Origin of the sequence: Antarcticimicrobium sp. (assembly GCF_029212575.1) — a bacterium.
In the GTDB taxonomy this organism is placed as follows: Bacteria; Pseudomonadota; Alphaproteobacteria; order Rhodobacterales; family Rhodobacteraceae; genus Antarcticimicrobium.
Map to the genome: position 1 here is coordinate 118,359 of NZ_JARGPK010000056.1, position 14,611 is coordinate 132,969.

General features: G+C 64.8%; 13 protein-coding genes and 1 pseudogene. 7 read left to right on the forward strand and 7 right to left on the reverse strand.

All coding sequences use genetic code 11. From position 1 onward, the window contains the following. The first annotated feature begins 3 nt into the window (after positions 1-3). The 3 genes from P1U75_RS12795 to P1U75_RS12805 all read left to right on the forward strand — a co-directional run bounded on the left by P1U75_RS12795 (position 4) and on the right by P1U75_RS12805 (position 3,992). Entirely contained in the window at positions 4-816 is an 813-nt protein-coding gene (locus P1U75_RS12795) for a TIGR00282 family metallophosphoesterase (protein ID WP_300243973.1), read from the forward strand. A gap of 137 nt (positions 817-953) precedes the next feature. Beyond that, on the forward strand, positions 954-2,732 hold the full coding sequence (locus P1U75_RS12800) for an SLC13 family permease (RefSeq protein ID WP_300244301.1): 1,779 nt from the start codon (positions 954-956) through the stop codon (positions 2,730-2,732). Between the two features lie 84 nt (positions 2,733-2,816). Further along, complete coding sequence (locus P1U75_RS12805; RefSeq protein WP_300243975.1) at positions 2,817-3,992, forward strand: TPM domain-containing protein; 1,176 nt, start codon at positions 2,817-2,819, stop codon at positions 3,990-3,992. A gap of 12 nt (positions 3,993-4,004) precedes the next feature. Here the strand turns inward: P1U75_RS12805 and P1U75_RS12810 are convergent, their stop codons facing one another. Further along, entirely contained in the window at positions 4,005-5,660 is a 1,656-nt protein-coding gene (locus tag P1U75_RS12810) for an FAD-binding dehydrogenase (protein ID WP_300243977.1), read from the reverse strand. Positions 5,661-5,889: 229 nt separating this feature from the next. Here P1U75_RS12810 and P1U75_RS12815 point away from each other — a divergent pair, with 229 nt between their 5' ends. Next, positions 5,890-6,210 (forward strand): multidrug efflux SMR transporter, encoded by a 321-nt coding sequence (locus tag P1U75_RS12815; protein ID WP_300243979.1) that lies wholly within the window; start codon positions 5,890-5,892, stop codon positions 6,208-6,210. Between the two features lie 39 nt (positions 6,211-6,249). Here the strand turns inward: P1U75_RS12815 and P1U75_RS12820 are convergent, their stop codons facing one another. Continuing rightward, positions 6,250-8,031: an SLC13 family permease gene (locus P1U75_RS12820; protein ID WP_300243982.1), complete on the reverse strand. Its 1,782-nt coding sequence runs from the start codon at positions 8,029-8,031 to the stop codon at positions 6,250-6,252. A gap of 105 nt (positions 8,032-8,136) precedes the next feature. Between P1U75_RS12820 and P1U75_RS12825 the strand changes: the two genes are divergently transcribed. Continuing rightward, positions 8,137-8,877: a YebC/PmpR family DNA-binding transcriptional regulator gene (locus tag P1U75_RS12825; RefSeq protein ID WP_300243984.1), complete on the forward strand. Its 741-nt coding sequence runs from the start codon at positions 8,137-8,139 to the stop codon at positions 8,875-8,877. 193 nt (positions 8,878-9,070) lie between these two features. Here P1U75_RS12825 and P1U75_RS12830 read toward each other — a convergent pair whose 3' ends face one another. Next, on the reverse strand, positions 9,071-10,450 hold the full coding sequence (locus tag P1U75_RS12830; protein ID WP_300243986.1) for a hypothetical protein: 1,380 nt from the start codon (positions 10,448-10,450) through the stop codon (positions 9,071-9,073). 296 nt (positions 10,451-10,746) lie between these two features. Continuing rightward, complete coding sequence (locus P1U75_RS12835) at positions 10,747-11,436, reverse strand: glutathione S-transferase family protein (RefSeq protein ID WP_300243988.1); 690 nt, start codon at positions 11,434-11,436, stop codon at positions 10,747-10,749. 504 nt (positions 11,437-11,940) lie between these two features. On the opposite strand from P1U75_RS12835, the gene P1U75_RS12840 reads away from it, so the two are divergent. Next, entirely contained in the window at positions 11,941-12,288 is a 348-nt protein-coding gene (locus P1U75_RS12840) for a hypothetical protein (protein WP_300243990.1), read from the forward strand. Between the two features lie 61 nt (positions 12,289-12,349). Here the strand turns inward: P1U75_RS12840 and P1U75_RS12845 are convergent, their stop codons facing one another. Further along, entirely contained in the window at positions 12,350-12,700 is a 351-nt protein-coding gene (locus P1U75_RS12845) for a hypothetical protein (protein WP_300244315.1), read from the reverse strand. Positions 12,701-12,753: 53 nt separating this feature from the next. On the opposite strand from P1U75_RS12845, the gene P1U75_RS12850 reads away from it, so the two are divergent. After that, entirely contained in the window at positions 12,754-13,176 is a 423-nt protein-coding gene (locus P1U75_RS12850; protein WP_300243992.1) for a DUF1214 domain-containing protein, read from the forward strand. A 28-nt stretch (positions 13,177-13,204) separates the two neighbouring features. Here the strand turns inward: P1U75_RS12850 and P1U75_RS12855 are convergent. Continuing rightward, positions 13,205-13,354: pseudogene (locus tag P1U75_RS12855) on the reverse strand (IS5/IS1182 family transposase); the annotation flags it as partial. A gap of 176 nt (positions 13,355-13,530) precedes the next feature. Further along, on the reverse strand, positions 13,531-14,598 hold the full coding sequence (locus P1U75_RS12860; RefSeq protein ID WP_300243995.1) for a glycosyltransferase family 4 protein: 1,068 nt from the start codon (positions 14,596-14,598) through the stop codon (positions 13,531-13,533). Between the last annotated feature and the right edge of the window lie 13 nt (positions 14,599-14,611).

A 14,611-nucleotide genomic window follows, 5' to 3' on the forward strand; every position in this document is an offset into this window, starting at 1 on the left:
GCCATGAGAATTTTGCACCTTGGCGACGTGATGGGCCGCGCGGGCCGCACGGCGATTTCCGAGACCCTCCCGCGCCTGCGCAACGAATGGCGGCTCGATTTCGTCGTGGTCAACGGCGAGAATTGCACCAACGGCATGGGGCTGAGCGGCGATCACGCCAGGCTCCTGCTCGACGCCGGCGCCGACTGCCTCACGCTGGGTGATCATGCCTTCGATCAGAAGGACATGATGCAATTCATCGAGCGCGAGCCGCGCATCATCCGCCCGCTCAATTATGCCAAGACCGCGCCCGGCAGGGGCTTTCGCCTGTTCGCCGCCCCCGGCGGGCGCAAGGTGCTGGTGGCGCAGGTGTTGGGCCAGGTGTTCATGAAGCGCGCCTTTGACGATCCCTTTTCGGCGATCGAGCAGGTGCTGCGGGCGCATCCGCTGGGCGGGCAGGCGCAGGCGGTGATCGTCGACATGCATTGCGAGGCGACCTCGGAAAAGATGGCGATGGGCCATTTCTGCGACGGACGCGCCAGTCTGGTGGTGGGCACCCATACCCATGTTCCCACCGCCGATGCCCAGATCCTGCCCGGCGGCACCGGCTATCTGACCGACGCCGGCATGTGCGGCGACTACAACTCGGTCATCGGCATGGACAAGGCCGAGCCGATGCGCCGATTCGTCACCGGCATGGGCAAGGAGCGGTTTTCGCCCGCGACGGGGCCGGCCACCCTGTCCGGCATCTTCGTCGAGACCGATGATCGCACCGGAAAGGCAAAGGATCTGCGCATGGTGCGGGTCGGTGGCCGGCTGGAGCAGGCGGCGCCGTGAAACCGGGCAGGATCGGCGGGCGATGACCCGATGGCGGCCTGCGACCGCATGTACCGCTTGCCCCGCCCGATGCGATCGGCGAAAGTGGCCGCCGGCCCGGAGGGGTCGTTTTGGTAGAGGCGTTGAAAACACCCGAAATGCAACTCTTTGCCCTGTCCGAAACCGGAAGCGCGATCCTGGCCCTGTTCATCGTGGTCGGCATGTTCGTGATGTTCCTGCGCGAGATTTTTCCGACCGAGGTCGTTGCCATCGGCGGGGTCGCGGCGATGCTGGTCACCGGCGTTCTGCCCTATGACGCGGCGCTGCCGGTGCTCGCCAATCCGGCGCCGTGGACTATTGCCGCGATGTTCATCATCATGGGCGCGCTGGTGCGCACCGGGGCGCTTGACGCCTTTACCAGCGTGGCCCAGAGCCAGGCCGCCACGCGGCCGCGCTTTGCCATCGCATTGCTGATGGGCTTCGTGCTGATCGCCTCGGCGGTGGTGTCGAACACGCCGGTGGTGGTGGTGATGATCCCGGTGTTCATCCAGATCGCCCGCACGCTCGACGTCTCGGCCAGCAAGCTGTTGATCCCGCTCAGCTATGCGGCGATCCTGGGCGGCACGCTGACGCTGATCGGCACCTCGACCAACCTGTTGGTCGATGGCGTGGCGCGCAGCCACGGGCTGGCGGCCTTTTCGATCTTCGAGGTGACGCCGCTGGGGCTGGCGCTGGTGGCCTACGGGATGATCTACATCCGCTTCATCGCGCCGCGTCTGCTGCCCGATCGGGACAGCATGGCCAATCTGCTCAGCGACAAGTCGCGGATGAAGTTCTTTACCGAAGCGGTGATCCCCCCCGAGAGCAACCTGATCGACCGCGAGGTGCTGGGGGTGCAGCTGTTCAAGCGCGAGGGGGTGCGCCTGATCGACGTGGTGCGCGGCGACCAGTCGCTGCGGCGAAACTTACAAGGAGTCACGCTTCAGGTCGGGGACCGGGTGGTGCTGCGGACCCGGATGACCGAGCTTCTGAGCCTGCAGAACAACAAGGAACTCCGGCGCGTCGATCAGATCTCGGCGGTCGAGACCACCACCGTCGAGGCACTGATCTCGCCCGGCTGCAAGATGGTCGGGCGCAGCCTGGGCGCGATGCGGCTGCGGCGGCGCTATGGCGTCTACGTGCTGGCGGTGCACCGCCGCAACCAGAACATCGGCCGGCAGCTCGATGACCTGGTGGTGCGGGTGGGTGATACCCTGCTGCTCGAGGGCGCGCCGGAAGATATCCAGAGGCTTGCGGTGGATATGGAGTTGGTCGATGTCTCCCACCCCTCGGCACGGGCGTTCCGGCGCGGTCATGCGCCCATCGCCATCGCCGCGCTGATCGGCATCGTGGGGCTGGCCGCCTTCGGCGTGGCGCCGATCCTGCTGCTGTCGATTCTGGCAGTGGCCGCGGTGCTGCTGACCCGCTGCATCGACGCCGACGAGGCGTTTTCCTTTGTCGACGGGCGGCTGCTGGCGCTGATCTTCGCCATGCTGGCGATCGGCGCGGCGCTGGAAAGCTCGGGCGCGGTGCGGCTGATCGTCAACGTGGTGGCGCCCTACCTGGGCATGATGCCGCCGTTCCTGGTGGTCTGGGCGGTCTACCTCTTGACCTCGGTGCTGACCGAACTGGTGTCGAACAACGCGGTGGCGGTGGTGGTCACCCCCATCGCCATCGGATTGGCCCAGGCGATGGGGCTGGACCCGCGCCCGCTGGTCGTGGCAGTGATGATCGCCGCCTCGGCCAGTTTCGCCACCCCGATCGGCTATCAGACCAACATGCTGGTCTACGGCCCCGGCGGCTACAAGTTCACCGATTTCATGCGCGTCGGCATCCCGCTGAACCTGACCGTGGGTATGCTGGCCTCGCTGTTGATCCCGCTGATCTGGCCGCTCTGATCCGGTCGCGGGGTTTTTCCCCTATGGACCGGCGGCCGCTGCCTGCTAGCCTTTGCGGGCGAGCAGGGCGGGCGGAGAGTACGGATGACACGACATGACCTGAAGATCGCCGGGCTGATCGCCGTCGTGGTGGTGGCCCTCGGGCTGGCGCTGGGCTATGGCGCGGGGATGCTGGTGGCGGGCAAGCGCGATCTGCCCGGCGCCCCGGCGCAGGGACAGGCGGAGTTCGCCGCGCCGCAGGCCGGGACGCTGCCCAATCCTTCGGGCGGCAGCCTGCCGGGATACAACGACGTCTACGTCAACGACTACGCCGAATTGCTGGACACCGGGGCCGAGGCGCGCATCCGCGACAACCTGATCGAGCTTTACGATCATACCGGCATCGAGATGACGGTGCTGACCATTTCCGACCTGAGCGGTTATCGCCACGACGGGCCGATCGAGCCCTTTGCCACCGCGCTGTTCAACGCCTGGGGCATCGGCAACGCGGCGCGCAACGACGGGATCCTGGTGCTGGTCGCCCGCAACGACCGGCGCATGCGGATCGAGATCGGGGCGGGCTACGACCCGTCCTGGGATGCGCGGATGCAGCGCGTGATCGACGCCGGTTTCCTGCCCGATTTCCGCAACGACGCCTATCAGGCCGGGATCGAGACCGGGGTGCGCGAAACAATCTTCGAACTGACCGGCCACTATCCCGGCACCTTCGATGCCGGCACATTCGCCCGGGGATGGAGCTGGATCTTCTGGCGCCTGACCGCGCTGGGAGACTGGATCTGGGGGTTGATCGCGGTGCCGCTGGCCAGCTTCGGCCTCTGGCTGCGCCGCTACCTGCGCAACCGCCCGCGCCCCTGCCCGGACTGCGGAACGATGATGATCCGCCTCGGCGAAGAGGCCGACGACGCCCATCTCGACGGTGGCCAGACGCTGGAGGAATTCCTGAAATCGGTGGATTACGATGTCTGGGCCTGCCCGAGCTGCGAGCACATGGACATCCTGCGCTATCGCAACTGGTTCTCGGGCTACGGCGCCTGCCCGAAATGCGGCTACCGCGCGCTGACCACGACGACCAAGATCCTGCGGTCCGCCACCACCAGCAGAACCGGCCTCAAGCGGCTGACCTATGATTGCAAGAACTGCAGCTATCACGACACCGAACAGCGGGTGATCCCCAAGGTCTCGAAATCCTCCTCCGGCTCGGGGCGGTCGTCCTTCGGCGGCGGCTCCTCCTCCGGCGGCGGGGCGAGCGGGAGCTGGTAAGGCCCCTCACCCTCAGGCCACCTCCCGCGACCGCCCGGCATTGCGCCCCGAAAAGATGCAGCCGCCCAGGAAGGTGCCCTCCAGCGCGTTGTAGCCGTGATAGCCGCCGCCGCCGAAACCCGCCACCTCGCCGGCCGCGAACAGTCCCGGAACCACCGCCCCATCCGCGCCGATCATCTGGCTGTCCAGGTTGGTCTGCAGCCCGCCCAGCGTCTTGCGCGTCAGGATGTGCAGCTTGACCGCGATCAGCGGGCCGTTCTTCGGATCGAGGAACCGGTGCGGCCTGGCGGTGCGGATCAGCCGGTCGCCGCGATAATTGCGCGCCGAATGGATCGCCATCATCTGCGCGTCCTTGGAAAACGGGTTGTCCGCCTGCGCATCGCGCGCCGCGATCTGCGCCTGCAGCTTGCCTGTGTCGATCTGCACCTCGCCCAGCCGGTTCATCCCCGACACCAGCTCGGTCAGCCCGCCGGCGACGACGAAATCCGCCCCATGCGCCTTGAACGCCTCGACCGGGGCCGGTGCCTTGCCGCGCGACATCAGCCGCGCCTTGAGCACCTCGCTCCAGCGTTTCGAGGTCAGGTCCGGGTTCTGTTCCGAGCCGGAGAGCGCGAATTCCTTCTCGATCACCTTCTGGCTCAGCACGAACCAGCTGTAATCATAACCGGTCTTCAGGATCTCGCGCAGGGTGCTCAGCGTGTCGAACCCCGGCAGGCACGGCGGCGGCAGCCGGTTGCCCTCAGCATCGAACCAGAGCGAGGAGGGGCCGGGCAGGATACGGATGCCGTGATCGGGCCAGATCGGATCCCAGTTTTGCACCCCTTCGGTGTAATGCCACATCCGGTCGCCGTTGATCACATGGCCGCCGGCGGCCTCGGAGATGCCGATCATCCGCCCGTCGACGTGAAACGGCACCCCGGAAATCATGGTTTTCGGCGGCTCACCCAGCCGGTCGCGCGGCCAGGCGCGGCGCACCAGGTCGAAATTGCCGCCGATCCCGCCCGAGGTGACGATGACCGAGGGCGCGTAGACCTCGAACTCGCCGATCTCGTCGCGGTTGGTCTTTCTGCCCCGCGCCGCATCGTCCGGGGCCAGAACCTCGCCCGAAACCCCGCGCGCGGCGCCGTTCTGCATGATGATAAAGCTGACCTGATGGCGAAATTTCAGCACGATGCGCCCCGCCGCCACATGCTCCTGCACCCGGCGCACAAAGGGTTCGATGATGCCCGGCCCGGTGCCCCAGGTGACGTGGAACCGCGGCACCGAGTTGCCGTGGCCGGTGGCAAAGGCGCCGCCGCGCTCGGCCCATCCCACCACCGGGAACCAGCGCAGCCCCATCGCCCGCAGCCAGGGCCGCATCTCGCCGGCGGCAAACTCGACATAGGCCTCTGCCCATTTGCGTGGCCAGGCGTCCTCGTCCCGGTCGAACTGGGCGCTGCCCTGCCAGTCGAGCAGCGCCAGCTCGCGGCTGTCGCGCACGCCCATGCGGCGCTGTTCGGGGGTATCGACCATGAACAGCCCGCCCAGCGACCAGAACGCCTGCCCGCCGAGGAATTGCTCCGGCTCCTGCTCCAGCACGATCACGGTCTTGCCGCGGTCGCCCAGCTCGGCCGCGGCGGCCAGCCCGGCCAGGCCACCGCCCACCACGATTGCATCGGCGCTGTTCATGCTGTCCCCTCCCTGTTCCGGCCAGCTTAGGGCGCGGATGCGCTCCGGGGCAACGGGTCAACGGCACGGATGGTGTTTGCGCCGGTTCGCCGGGGTCGACCGGATGGCCGCGCGGGGGTTTGCAGGCAGGCCGCAGGTGTTTTATATCCGCCGTGGAAGGCAACGACCTCCCCCCGATCGGGGCGACAGGTCCGGGACGGCCCGGCGGTTCGAAAACGATGGGGGCATCATGCCTTGGATTTTACTCTTTCTCGCCGGACTGACCGAAGTCATCTGGTCCTACCTGATGAAGCAATCGCTCGGGTTCACGCGGTTCTGGCCGACCGTCGGCACCCTGACCTTCATGCTCGGCAGTTTCGCGCTCCTCTCGGTCTCGATGAAATCGCTTCCGCTTGGCACCGCCTATACGATCTGGACCGGCATCGGCGCGCTCGGGGCCTTTGTCGTCGGGGTCGTGGTCCTGGGCGAGCATCTGAGCGCGGGCCGGGTGATCGCGGCGCTGCTGATCCTTGGCGGGATCATCCTGATGAAACTGTCCTCCACGCCCTGAGGGCGCGCCGCGAGATCGTGGCCGATTTCCCGACCTGCCTCACATCGGCCAGAACAGCAGGATCGCCGGAATGCTGACCGCGATCACCAGCACCTCCAGCGGCAGGCCCATGCGCCAGTAATCGCCGAAGCGATAGCCGCCCGGCCCGAGGATCAGCGTGTTGTTCTTGTGTCCGATCGGGGTGAGAAACGCGCAGGAGGCCGCCACCGCCACCGCCATCAGGAACGGGTCGGGCGAGACCCCCAGCGCGCGCGCCATCTCGATCCCCACTGGGGCGGCGACGATGGTGGTGGCGGTATTGTTCAGCACGTCCGACAGCGACATCGTCACCACCATCAGCACGGTCAGGATCGCCCAGGCCGGCAACCCTCCGGTCAGCCCGACCAGGGAACCGGCCAGAAGCTCGGTGCCGCCGCTGGCCTCCAGCGCCTTGCCCAGCGGGATCATCGAGCCGAGCAACACCACCACCGGCCACTCGATCTGATCGTAAAGCTCGGTCAGCGGCACGATGCCGGTCAGCACGTAGCCGACCACCACCAGCCCCAGCCCCACCGGCAGGGAAATCCAGCCCAGGCTGGCCAGAAGTACGGCGGCGGCGAACAGCCCGATGGCCAGCCAGGTCTTGCTCTCCTGCGTGACCGAGAGCCCGCGCTCGGCCAGCGGCAGGCAGCCCAGCCAGCTGGCCACCTGTGGCCCGGTTTCCGCCGGGCTGAGCAAAAGCAGGATGTCGCCCGGCTCGATCACGGCGCGGCGCAGATGCTCGGTGATGCGGCGACCCTGTCGCGAGATGCCGACGATCACCGCCCTCTGGCGCCAGTGCAGCCCCACCGACTGCGCCGAGCGCCCGGCGATGCGCGCGTCGCGCGGCACCACCACCTCGGTCAGCGCCAGCCCCTGCGCCTCGCCCTCGATCACCTCGCGGCGGTCGGCGTCGGTATAGGAGAACCCGAGGCTGGAGCGGAAGGCGTCCAGCGCATCCGCCTGCGCCTCCAGGATCAGGATGTCGTCGGCCCTGAGCGCGGTGCCGCGCGCGCTGCCATAGCGGCGGCTGCCGCCACGGATCAACCCGATGATCGAAACGTCGGCCTCGTCCGCCGTGTCATAAAGATCGCCGACCTTGCGGTCGATCCAGTCGCTGCCCTCGGGCACCGCCAGCTCGGCGATGAAGGCCGAGGTGTCGCGCAACTGCTCGGTCGGGTCGCTCTCCCGCGCGCTCCTCGGGATCAGCCGCCAGCCGATCAGGGTGACAAAGGCCAGCCCGGCCAGCGCGGTGATCCCGCCGACCGGGGCGAAATCGAACATCCGGAACGAGGCGCCCAGTTGCTCCTGGCGGATCGCGGCGATGATGATGTTGGGCGGCGTGCCGATCAGCGTGACCATGCCGCCGAGGATGGTGGCGAACGAGAGCGGCATCAGCGTGCTGCCCGGCGGCCGCTTGGCCTTGCGCGCGGTCTGGATGTCGACCGGCATCAAGAGCGCCAGCGCCGCGACGTTGTTCATGAACCCCGACAGCACCGCGCCGACCGCGCCCATCAGCGCCACATGCTGGCTGACCGAGCGCGAACTGTCGATCACGGTGCGGGTGATCAGCTGCACCGCGCCCGAGCGTGTCAGCCCGGCCGAGACCACCAGCACCAGCGCCACGATGATGGTGGCATGGTGGCCAAAGCCCGAGAACGCCGCCTCGGCCGGCACCAGCCCCAGCACCACCGCGACCAGCAGCGCGCCGAAGGCGACAAGGTCATAGCGGAACCGCCCCCAGAGCAGCAGCGCGAAGACGGCGAAGAAGACGGCGAAGAGCAGGATCTGGTCTATTGTCATGGCGGCACTTTACCCTTTGGCGGGGCAGGAACAAGCGCCGCTTGAACAGGGGCGGGCCAAGCGGCTATACGGGCGCGAACCCGGAACGCAGTATGAGGAAGCACCATGGCCGGCCACTCTAAATGGGCAAATATCCAGCACCGCAAGGGACGTCAGGACGCGGTCCGCGCCAAGCTGTTTTCCAAGCTCAGCAAGGAGATCACCGTCGCCGCCAAGATGGGCGATCCCGACCCGGACAAGAACCCGCGCCTGCGGCTGGCGGTAAAAGAGGCGAAATCGCAGTCGGTCCCCAAGGACGTGATCGACCGCGCGATCAAGAAATCGCAGGTCGGCGAGGGCGACGATTACGAGGAAATCCGCTATGAGGGGTACGGCCCCAACGGCGTCGCGGTGATCGTCGAGGCGATGACCGACAACCGCAACCGCACCGCCTCCAACGTGCGCTCGACCTTCACCAAGAACGGCGGCAACCTGGGCGAGACCGGCAGCGTCGGCTTCATGTTCGAGCGCAAGGGCGAGGTCAGCTATCCCGCCGATGCCGGTGACGCCGACACCGTGATGATGGCCGCGATCGAGGCCGGCGCCGAGGACGTGGAAAGCTCCGAGGACGGCCATGTGATCTGGTGCGCCGACACCGACCTGAACGAGGTCGCCACCAACCTCGAGGCCGAGCTGGGCGAAAGCGAAAGCACCAAGCTGGTGTGGAAACCCACCACCACCACCGAGATGGACCTCGAGGGCATGCAAAAGCTGATGAAGCTGATCGAGGCGCTGGAGGACGACGACGACGTGCAGCGCGTCACCACCAACTTCGAGGCCTCCGACGAGGTGATGGAACAGCTTTGATCTGTTCGACCCCGGCGCATTGAAGACGCATGGGAAAGGCCGCCTCTCGGGGCGGCCTTTTTCATTCCGTATTTATGGCTACAGGGGAACCAATTTGGAGCAACATCGTGAGACCAACATACCGGGCGTTGTTCGCCCTCGGAGAGCGCCCCCCACGATCACTCCTTGTCGCTCGTGACCGTTGCCTGCGTGTTCAGGGCAAGAACTCCAATGCCGCATTCATTCGCGCCAGTTCGGCCTTTTTCTGCTGAAGCTCGCCCTGCAATTCGTCATTGTAGTCACCACGATAACGCTTCCATTGATCCAAATCTAGCTTGTCGGCCTCCAGTGCGAATTTCTTCAGCTTGTTTATTTCGGCGATCCAAGCCAAGAGCGCGCTTTTTTCCAACGCATAATTGTCGATATCGTGCTGCGAGGCGGTGGCTATGTCACCAACCCATTTCTTAAGTGCCTCGGCTTTCTCCTTCATTCCTTCGCTGGCGCCGTCAGAGTCGGCGCTTTGCAGATAAGAGTTAATCTCTTCTACGTTCCATCGCTTGTTGTCGGGCAGGGTGACGCGCTGGATCTGCTGGGCTAAGGCCTCCGTCGCCCCGTCGAAGGCCTTTTCTGCCGCCTGCGCCGCCGCTTCCAAGCTTTCGGCCGACATCCACCCCTTGTCGGGCAGATGATACTTGTAGGCTGGCGTCGCGACATATTCCTCAAGCTCGTCATAGGCCTTCTGTTTGCCGGACAACGTGCCCTCCAGACTGTTCAGGCTCCACCATGTACGATGACCAAAGCGACCACGATGGATACGGGCATCGCCCTTTGCATATTGATCCGCCATGTCGCTCATTTCCTGCTCCGTCTGCTCGATATTTCTGAGCAAATCGTTACGGGTGGTCTCGCCATATCCCGGAATATCAACCTCGTAGTCGCCGCGCGCGATTTCGTCGCTCAGCTCATTCAACCGTTCGTTGGCTTGTTCGATGCAGCGATCCAGCGAGTTGCGATCATGCCATCCCTGTGCACCAGTATGGACCTCGTATTCGCCACGTCCAACTTCATCCTGAAATTCTTTCTGACGCTCAAGCAAATCCTTGATCTGCCCATCCAGTTCCTGTCGGGTAATCCAGCCGATCGCCTGGGAATGGAACGAGTAGCTACCTTCGGATATCTCTTTCTGAACCTTTTCGTACTCTTCCTTGAGGTTGTCATAGGCCTCTTTCAGATCCTCCATGCTGGCCCCGAAATGCGGTACATCGCCATTTTCCCTCGTCGCCATGTTTGACGCGGCTGTATAGGCGTTTTGCGCCAAATTGATCCTGTGCTTCCAGTTCTTTTCCAGCATCGAGACCTTGACGTTTAGGAACTCGTACTGTCGCTGCAACAGCGCCAGATCTTCGTTCATCTCCTGAAGCCGACGGTCGGCCTGGGCCTGCAGCCCGGGCTTTGCTGCCTCGCAGGCGGCGATCTCGTCATAATACGGTTGCAGTATAAACGCGGTCAGCCCGTCAGCTTTGGCAGGGGATCCTGCGACCCCAAGAAAAGCTGTTAGCACTGCAGCAAATGTAGCAGAACCAAGAACCCTCATCGCAACTCCCCCATCTGGAAAACGCGGAAGAGCTATCAGGTCTTGCTATTCCCCGCTTTGACATGGCTCAAGCAGAGCGCCACAGCGACGGCGGTAGTCCAACCGCAACTCATCGCGGGCCTCGCCCGCCAATTGGGTCAAGTTCCAGTGTAGCCGCACCGCTGAGGCCTCACCGAGCGCGCCAACGCGTTCTTGGACCATCGTTACAGGCGGAAACGGTGGTTATTGACCGCCAACAAGAACTCAGCTTAAAGGAGAGTAATCGCCGTCGCCTCGAGTTCTCGGATCGCTTGACTTTAGTCCTTGAACACGGGAGTTCCATCCGGCTGGTAGCCGACAACACCCGGTTCCCACCACCAGATTGGGTTCGCCACAAAGCTGTCGCGCTCATCAAGGCGACTCAGCAACCTGGAAATTTTCTCATAGCGTTCGAGCCCGAGATCAATCCCCAGAGGTCTAGCCTCAACGAAACGCACGTGTGCCGCAAGAAAGATGTCCTGCATAGAAACAAACTCTGGCTGGAAACCGATTTCGCTGTGGACAAGCTGGCTTTCGAGCCATCCTAGAATGTGTGTCAGTTTCTCGGCCGATCTTTGAAGATGAGCGTTGTCGCCGACCGCAACACCCGTCCACGTCATCTGCGAAATGAAAGTTGCCGCATTTCCAAACGTCTGGATCGTCGAGAACGCAAGCTTGTCTTTCCATTCGGCGTCCGGACGGAAGGCGTGCGCTGTCAGAGGCGGCTCACCCACCTGGCTTTTCCGATAAGTCGACAGCAGGTATTCGACAATGGTGCCGCTTTCCCAAAGCGTAAGATCATTGTCCCAGAGGGTGGGCACTTGCAGCGTGGGAGTGGCAGCCGCCCGATCCTCCGCGCTCGGTGTCGTGATCTCTTCGCGCCGCTCGTAGTCAAGCCCTAGTTCATCAAGAACGATACGCACGGCCCGTGCAAAAGGTGATCCTGTTGTAAAAAGCAAAGCGCGCATAATGTCCCTCCACTACCTGTCTGAGTGAGCTTAGCACAAACGAAGGGCATGTCTCATTTGGCTCATGATCAACCCGTTCTCTCAGCAAAGGCTCAACTTGGAGCTGCTGTGCGTAGATCGAACCCGGCCGAAAACGGTCGATTCTGGCGGCCGTCCGCAGTTGCGGCCCGCCACAAGCTTAACACGGTCAGAATCCGTCGGCAGAACCCAGGAGGTTTCCGCAGGTTTGTGTCCTGTCGTGAAAGCCGCCGTTCGCGGCTAACTGATGAATTGGAAACAAGGGGTCCAAGCAGCCGTTGCGGCTAGGCGCAACAATGCCGGCATCATCAAGACCTATCACAATCCCTCGAACATTAGATTCGTCCTTCCGCTTTGGTCGGATGTTTTCTTCCACCAAATGAAGGCAGCTGATAAAGTGAGAGCCTTCACAATATGTAAAAAGAGCCATATACCTCCCCCTCCGTTTCACCCCGCCGCGCTGCCCCGGCCGCCCAGGCCATCCCGATGAAGATCGCAATCGTTTCGATGCGGCTGACGCTCATCGGATTCATCGTGCCATTCGTCTTTGTCTACAACCCGTCGCTGCTCCTGGTGATCGGGTTCGAACCGACCGATTTCGCCATCGGCTTGTTGCGCCTGATCGGCCCTGTCTGGGCGCTGGGCGTGGGCTTTGCGGGCTATGGTTTTGGTGGGCCGGCCACGACGGTCTGGCGCGGTCTGCACCTGACCGCGGCGTTGCTTCTACTGTTCGAGAACCCCGGTCTGGATCTTGCCGATCTTGTCCTTCTTGCCGCGCTGACGGTCCTGACCCTGCGGCGGCGAACGGCCACCCTGAGAGGAGAAACCCTGTGAACAAACCCATGACCCGACCGACGACCCAGGATCTTGCCGCGCTGGCGCAGGAGGCCTTTGTCTACGCGCTGCCGCTGGTGATCCTCGAGACTTTTCGGCGGCGGATGGCCTCGGGCTGGAGGCGCCGGAGCACGACAATGTCGAGGGAGAGAGAGTCCTGCGCGATGCGCCCTGGGACACGTTTCTTGGTGAGGCGAACCGGCTGATCAGCATCAACCGGCCGCCGCGCACCGACCTTGCGCTGCTGCGCCGGATCGCATCGCTGGGCAACGGGCCGGACCAGCTGTTCGATTCGTCGGCCTTTACCCCGGACGAGGCCGAGGCGATCGAGTCGGGCATCCAGATCGCGGCCGACCGCCTGGCGCGGATCCAGACCTCGATGGCCAAGGGGGCGGCGGCTGGGTCTGGCCATGACGCAACCTCGGCATCTACGGGCAGGACTATTTCCTGCGCGCAGCGGTGGCCGTGGGCGGGTTGGGGGCGCTGCCGCTTGACGAGGCGACCTATCTCCGCTCGGGCGGGGAGAAGGGCGTGCCCTTCGACGGACGGCGAAAGTGGCGGATGCATTTCCCGCCGGGCGGGGATCTGCCCTGCGATGCCTTCTGGTCGCTTTCGATGTACGAGCCGACCCCCTTGGGCGAGTTCTTTTTCGTCCGCAACGAGCTGGACCGCTTTGCCATCGGCGACCGGAGCCCAGGGCTTCGGCGCAATGCGGATGGCTCGCTGGACATCTGGATCGGGGCCGACAACCCCGGACCCGACCGCGGGGCGAACTGGCTGCCGGCGCCACCGGGGCCGTTCCACCTGTTCCCGTGCGCCTACCTGCCGCGCATCGACCAGCTGGAGGGGCGCATGCCCGTGCCGCATCCCGGAACCTACGACGACTGAAATCAAGAGACCAAACATCACAGGGAGATACCGGAGGGCGCCCGGGGCGCCCATCACGCGGAGCGTGCCATATCATCTCCTTGTCCAACCAGATCAACAGGGAGCCGCGCTTCCGCATCGCGGCGTTGCAAGCGGACCAGTTCGTCGTGCGGTAGCGGGCGGCTAAAGGTTTCCGCATGCAGCCCTTCTAAACCCATGGATTCGCGTTGTGAATCTTTCAGGAGCGAGTTGTGCATCAACGCCTATTCGTGGTTCCGCCGTTCTGCGCGCCAACTCTCTCGCAACACCTTGTTTTCACCCGTCTTCCACCCTCTTCACGGGTCTTCCGATATCCCTGAAAGAATAAGTGTCAACTTACAGCAAGAGCGCGGTCAGATCCCGCGCCCAGGCTTCCCAGGTCAGGCGCGTATGAGCATGGTCGAAACTGGCGCGGCACAGCGCTTCATGGCGCGTTGGATCGGCGATCAACGCGAGGACGGCATTTGCCCAGTCCTGCGGCCCGGCCTCCATCGGCATCATGCGTCCGTTGGTTCCCTCTTCGATCAGCGACCCGATACCGCCGGTCCCGGTGATCAGAACCGGGGTGGCGTGGGCATTGGCCTCGGCCACCACCATCGGCGTGCAATCGGCCCGGGTCGGCAGGATGAACAGATGCGCCCGGGCGAACAGCCACGCCAGCCGCGCCACGTCGCGCGGGCGGTTCTTGTCGAGGTGGCCGATCCGCTCCGCCCCCGGCGGCAGGGCGATACTGCCGGGCACGTCGCCCACCAGCGACAGGACCGCGCCCTGCCCCGTGGCGCGCAAGGCCGCAAGCGTATCGAGCGCGATCTGCCCGCCCTTGCGCTGCCAGTCGGTGCCGACCCAGAGCAGGCGCAGCGGATCGAGCGGCGGCTTGTCCGGCGCGGCGGCGGGGAGATCCTCCATGTTGATGCCGAACGGCACGCAGGTGACCCGCGCCGGATCGCCCCCCAGCTCCTCCAGCGCCCGGTCGGCCATGTAGCGCGACGAATAGACCGTGAGCGCCGCCCCGCCCAGCACCTCTGCCTCGCGGATCTCGACCGCCTGCGACACCGGATGCCCGTAGAACGCCCGGATGAAGGCGGGGGTCGCATCGGTGACATGCACGATGGGGACATCGGTGCGCGTCAGAAGCGGATGCACCAGGTCCGTCGCCGTCAGGGCGACGATGGCATCGAGCCCCGCAAGGTCGAGCCGGAGCGGATCGACCGCAGGCTCCGTCCGGCGCGCGATGCGCTCCAGGTGGCGCAGGCGCCAGGGCGCCCGGTAGGGGCCGAGAACCCGGGCCGACAGGTCCGCCCGGCGCGACAACGCCCGGAACGCGAAATACGCGGTGCCGCTGAAGGCCTGTCGATCAAAGGGATTGTGCGGCGAGAGAAACCCCACCCGGAGACGCGGGAGCACGCTGAACCCTCCA

What these genes read in the sequence shown, in the direction of transcription:
- P1U75_RS12840 (WP_300243990.1), top strand. Translation starts at nt 11,941, where the DNA reads ATGAAGATCGCAATCGTTTCGATGCGGCTGACGCTCATCGGATTCATC.
- P1U75_RS12805 (WP_300243975.1), top strand. Translation starts at nt 2,817, where the DNA reads ATGACACGACATGACCTGAAGATCGCCGGGCTGATCGCCGTCGTGGTG.
- P1U75_RS12800 (WP_300244301.1), top strand. Translation starts at nt 954, where the DNA reads ATGCAACTCTTTGCCCTGTCCGAAACCGGAAGCGCGATCCTGGCCCTG.
- P1U75_RS12835 (WP_300243988.1), bottom strand. Translation starts at nt 11,436, where the DNA reads ATGCGCGCTTTGCTTTTTACAACAGGATCACCTTTTGCACGGGCCGTG.
- P1U75_RS12795 (WP_300243973.1), top strand. Translation starts at nt 4, where the DNA reads ATGAGAATTTTGCACCTTGGCGACGTGATGGGCCGCGCGGGCCGCACG.
- P1U75_RS12820 (WP_300243982.1), bottom strand. Translation starts at nt 8,031, where the DNA reads ATGACAATAGACCAGATCCTGCTCTTCGCCGTCTTCTTCGCCGTCTTC.
- P1U75_RS12825 (WP_300243984.1), top strand. Translation starts at nt 8,137, where the DNA reads ATGGCCGGCCACTCTAAATGGGCAAATATCCAGCACCGCAAGGGACGT.
- P1U75_RS12810 (WP_300243977.1), bottom strand. Translation starts at nt 5,660, where the DNA reads ATGAACAGCGCCGATGCAATCGTGGTGGGCGGTGGCCTGGCCGGGCTG.
- P1U75_RS12815 (WP_300243979.1), top strand. Translation starts at nt 5,890, where the DNA reads ATGCCTTGGATTTTACTCTTTCTCGCCGGACTGACCGAAGTCATCTGG.
- P1U75_RS12845 (WP_300244315.1), bottom strand. Translation starts at nt 12,700, where the DNA reads ATGGCCAGACCCAGCCGCCGCCCCCTTGGCCATCGAGGTCTGGATCCG.
- P1U75_RS12830 (WP_300243986.1), bottom strand. Translation starts at nt 10,450, where the DNA reads ATGAGGGTTCTTGGTTCTGCTACATTTGCTGCAGTGCTAACAGCTTTT.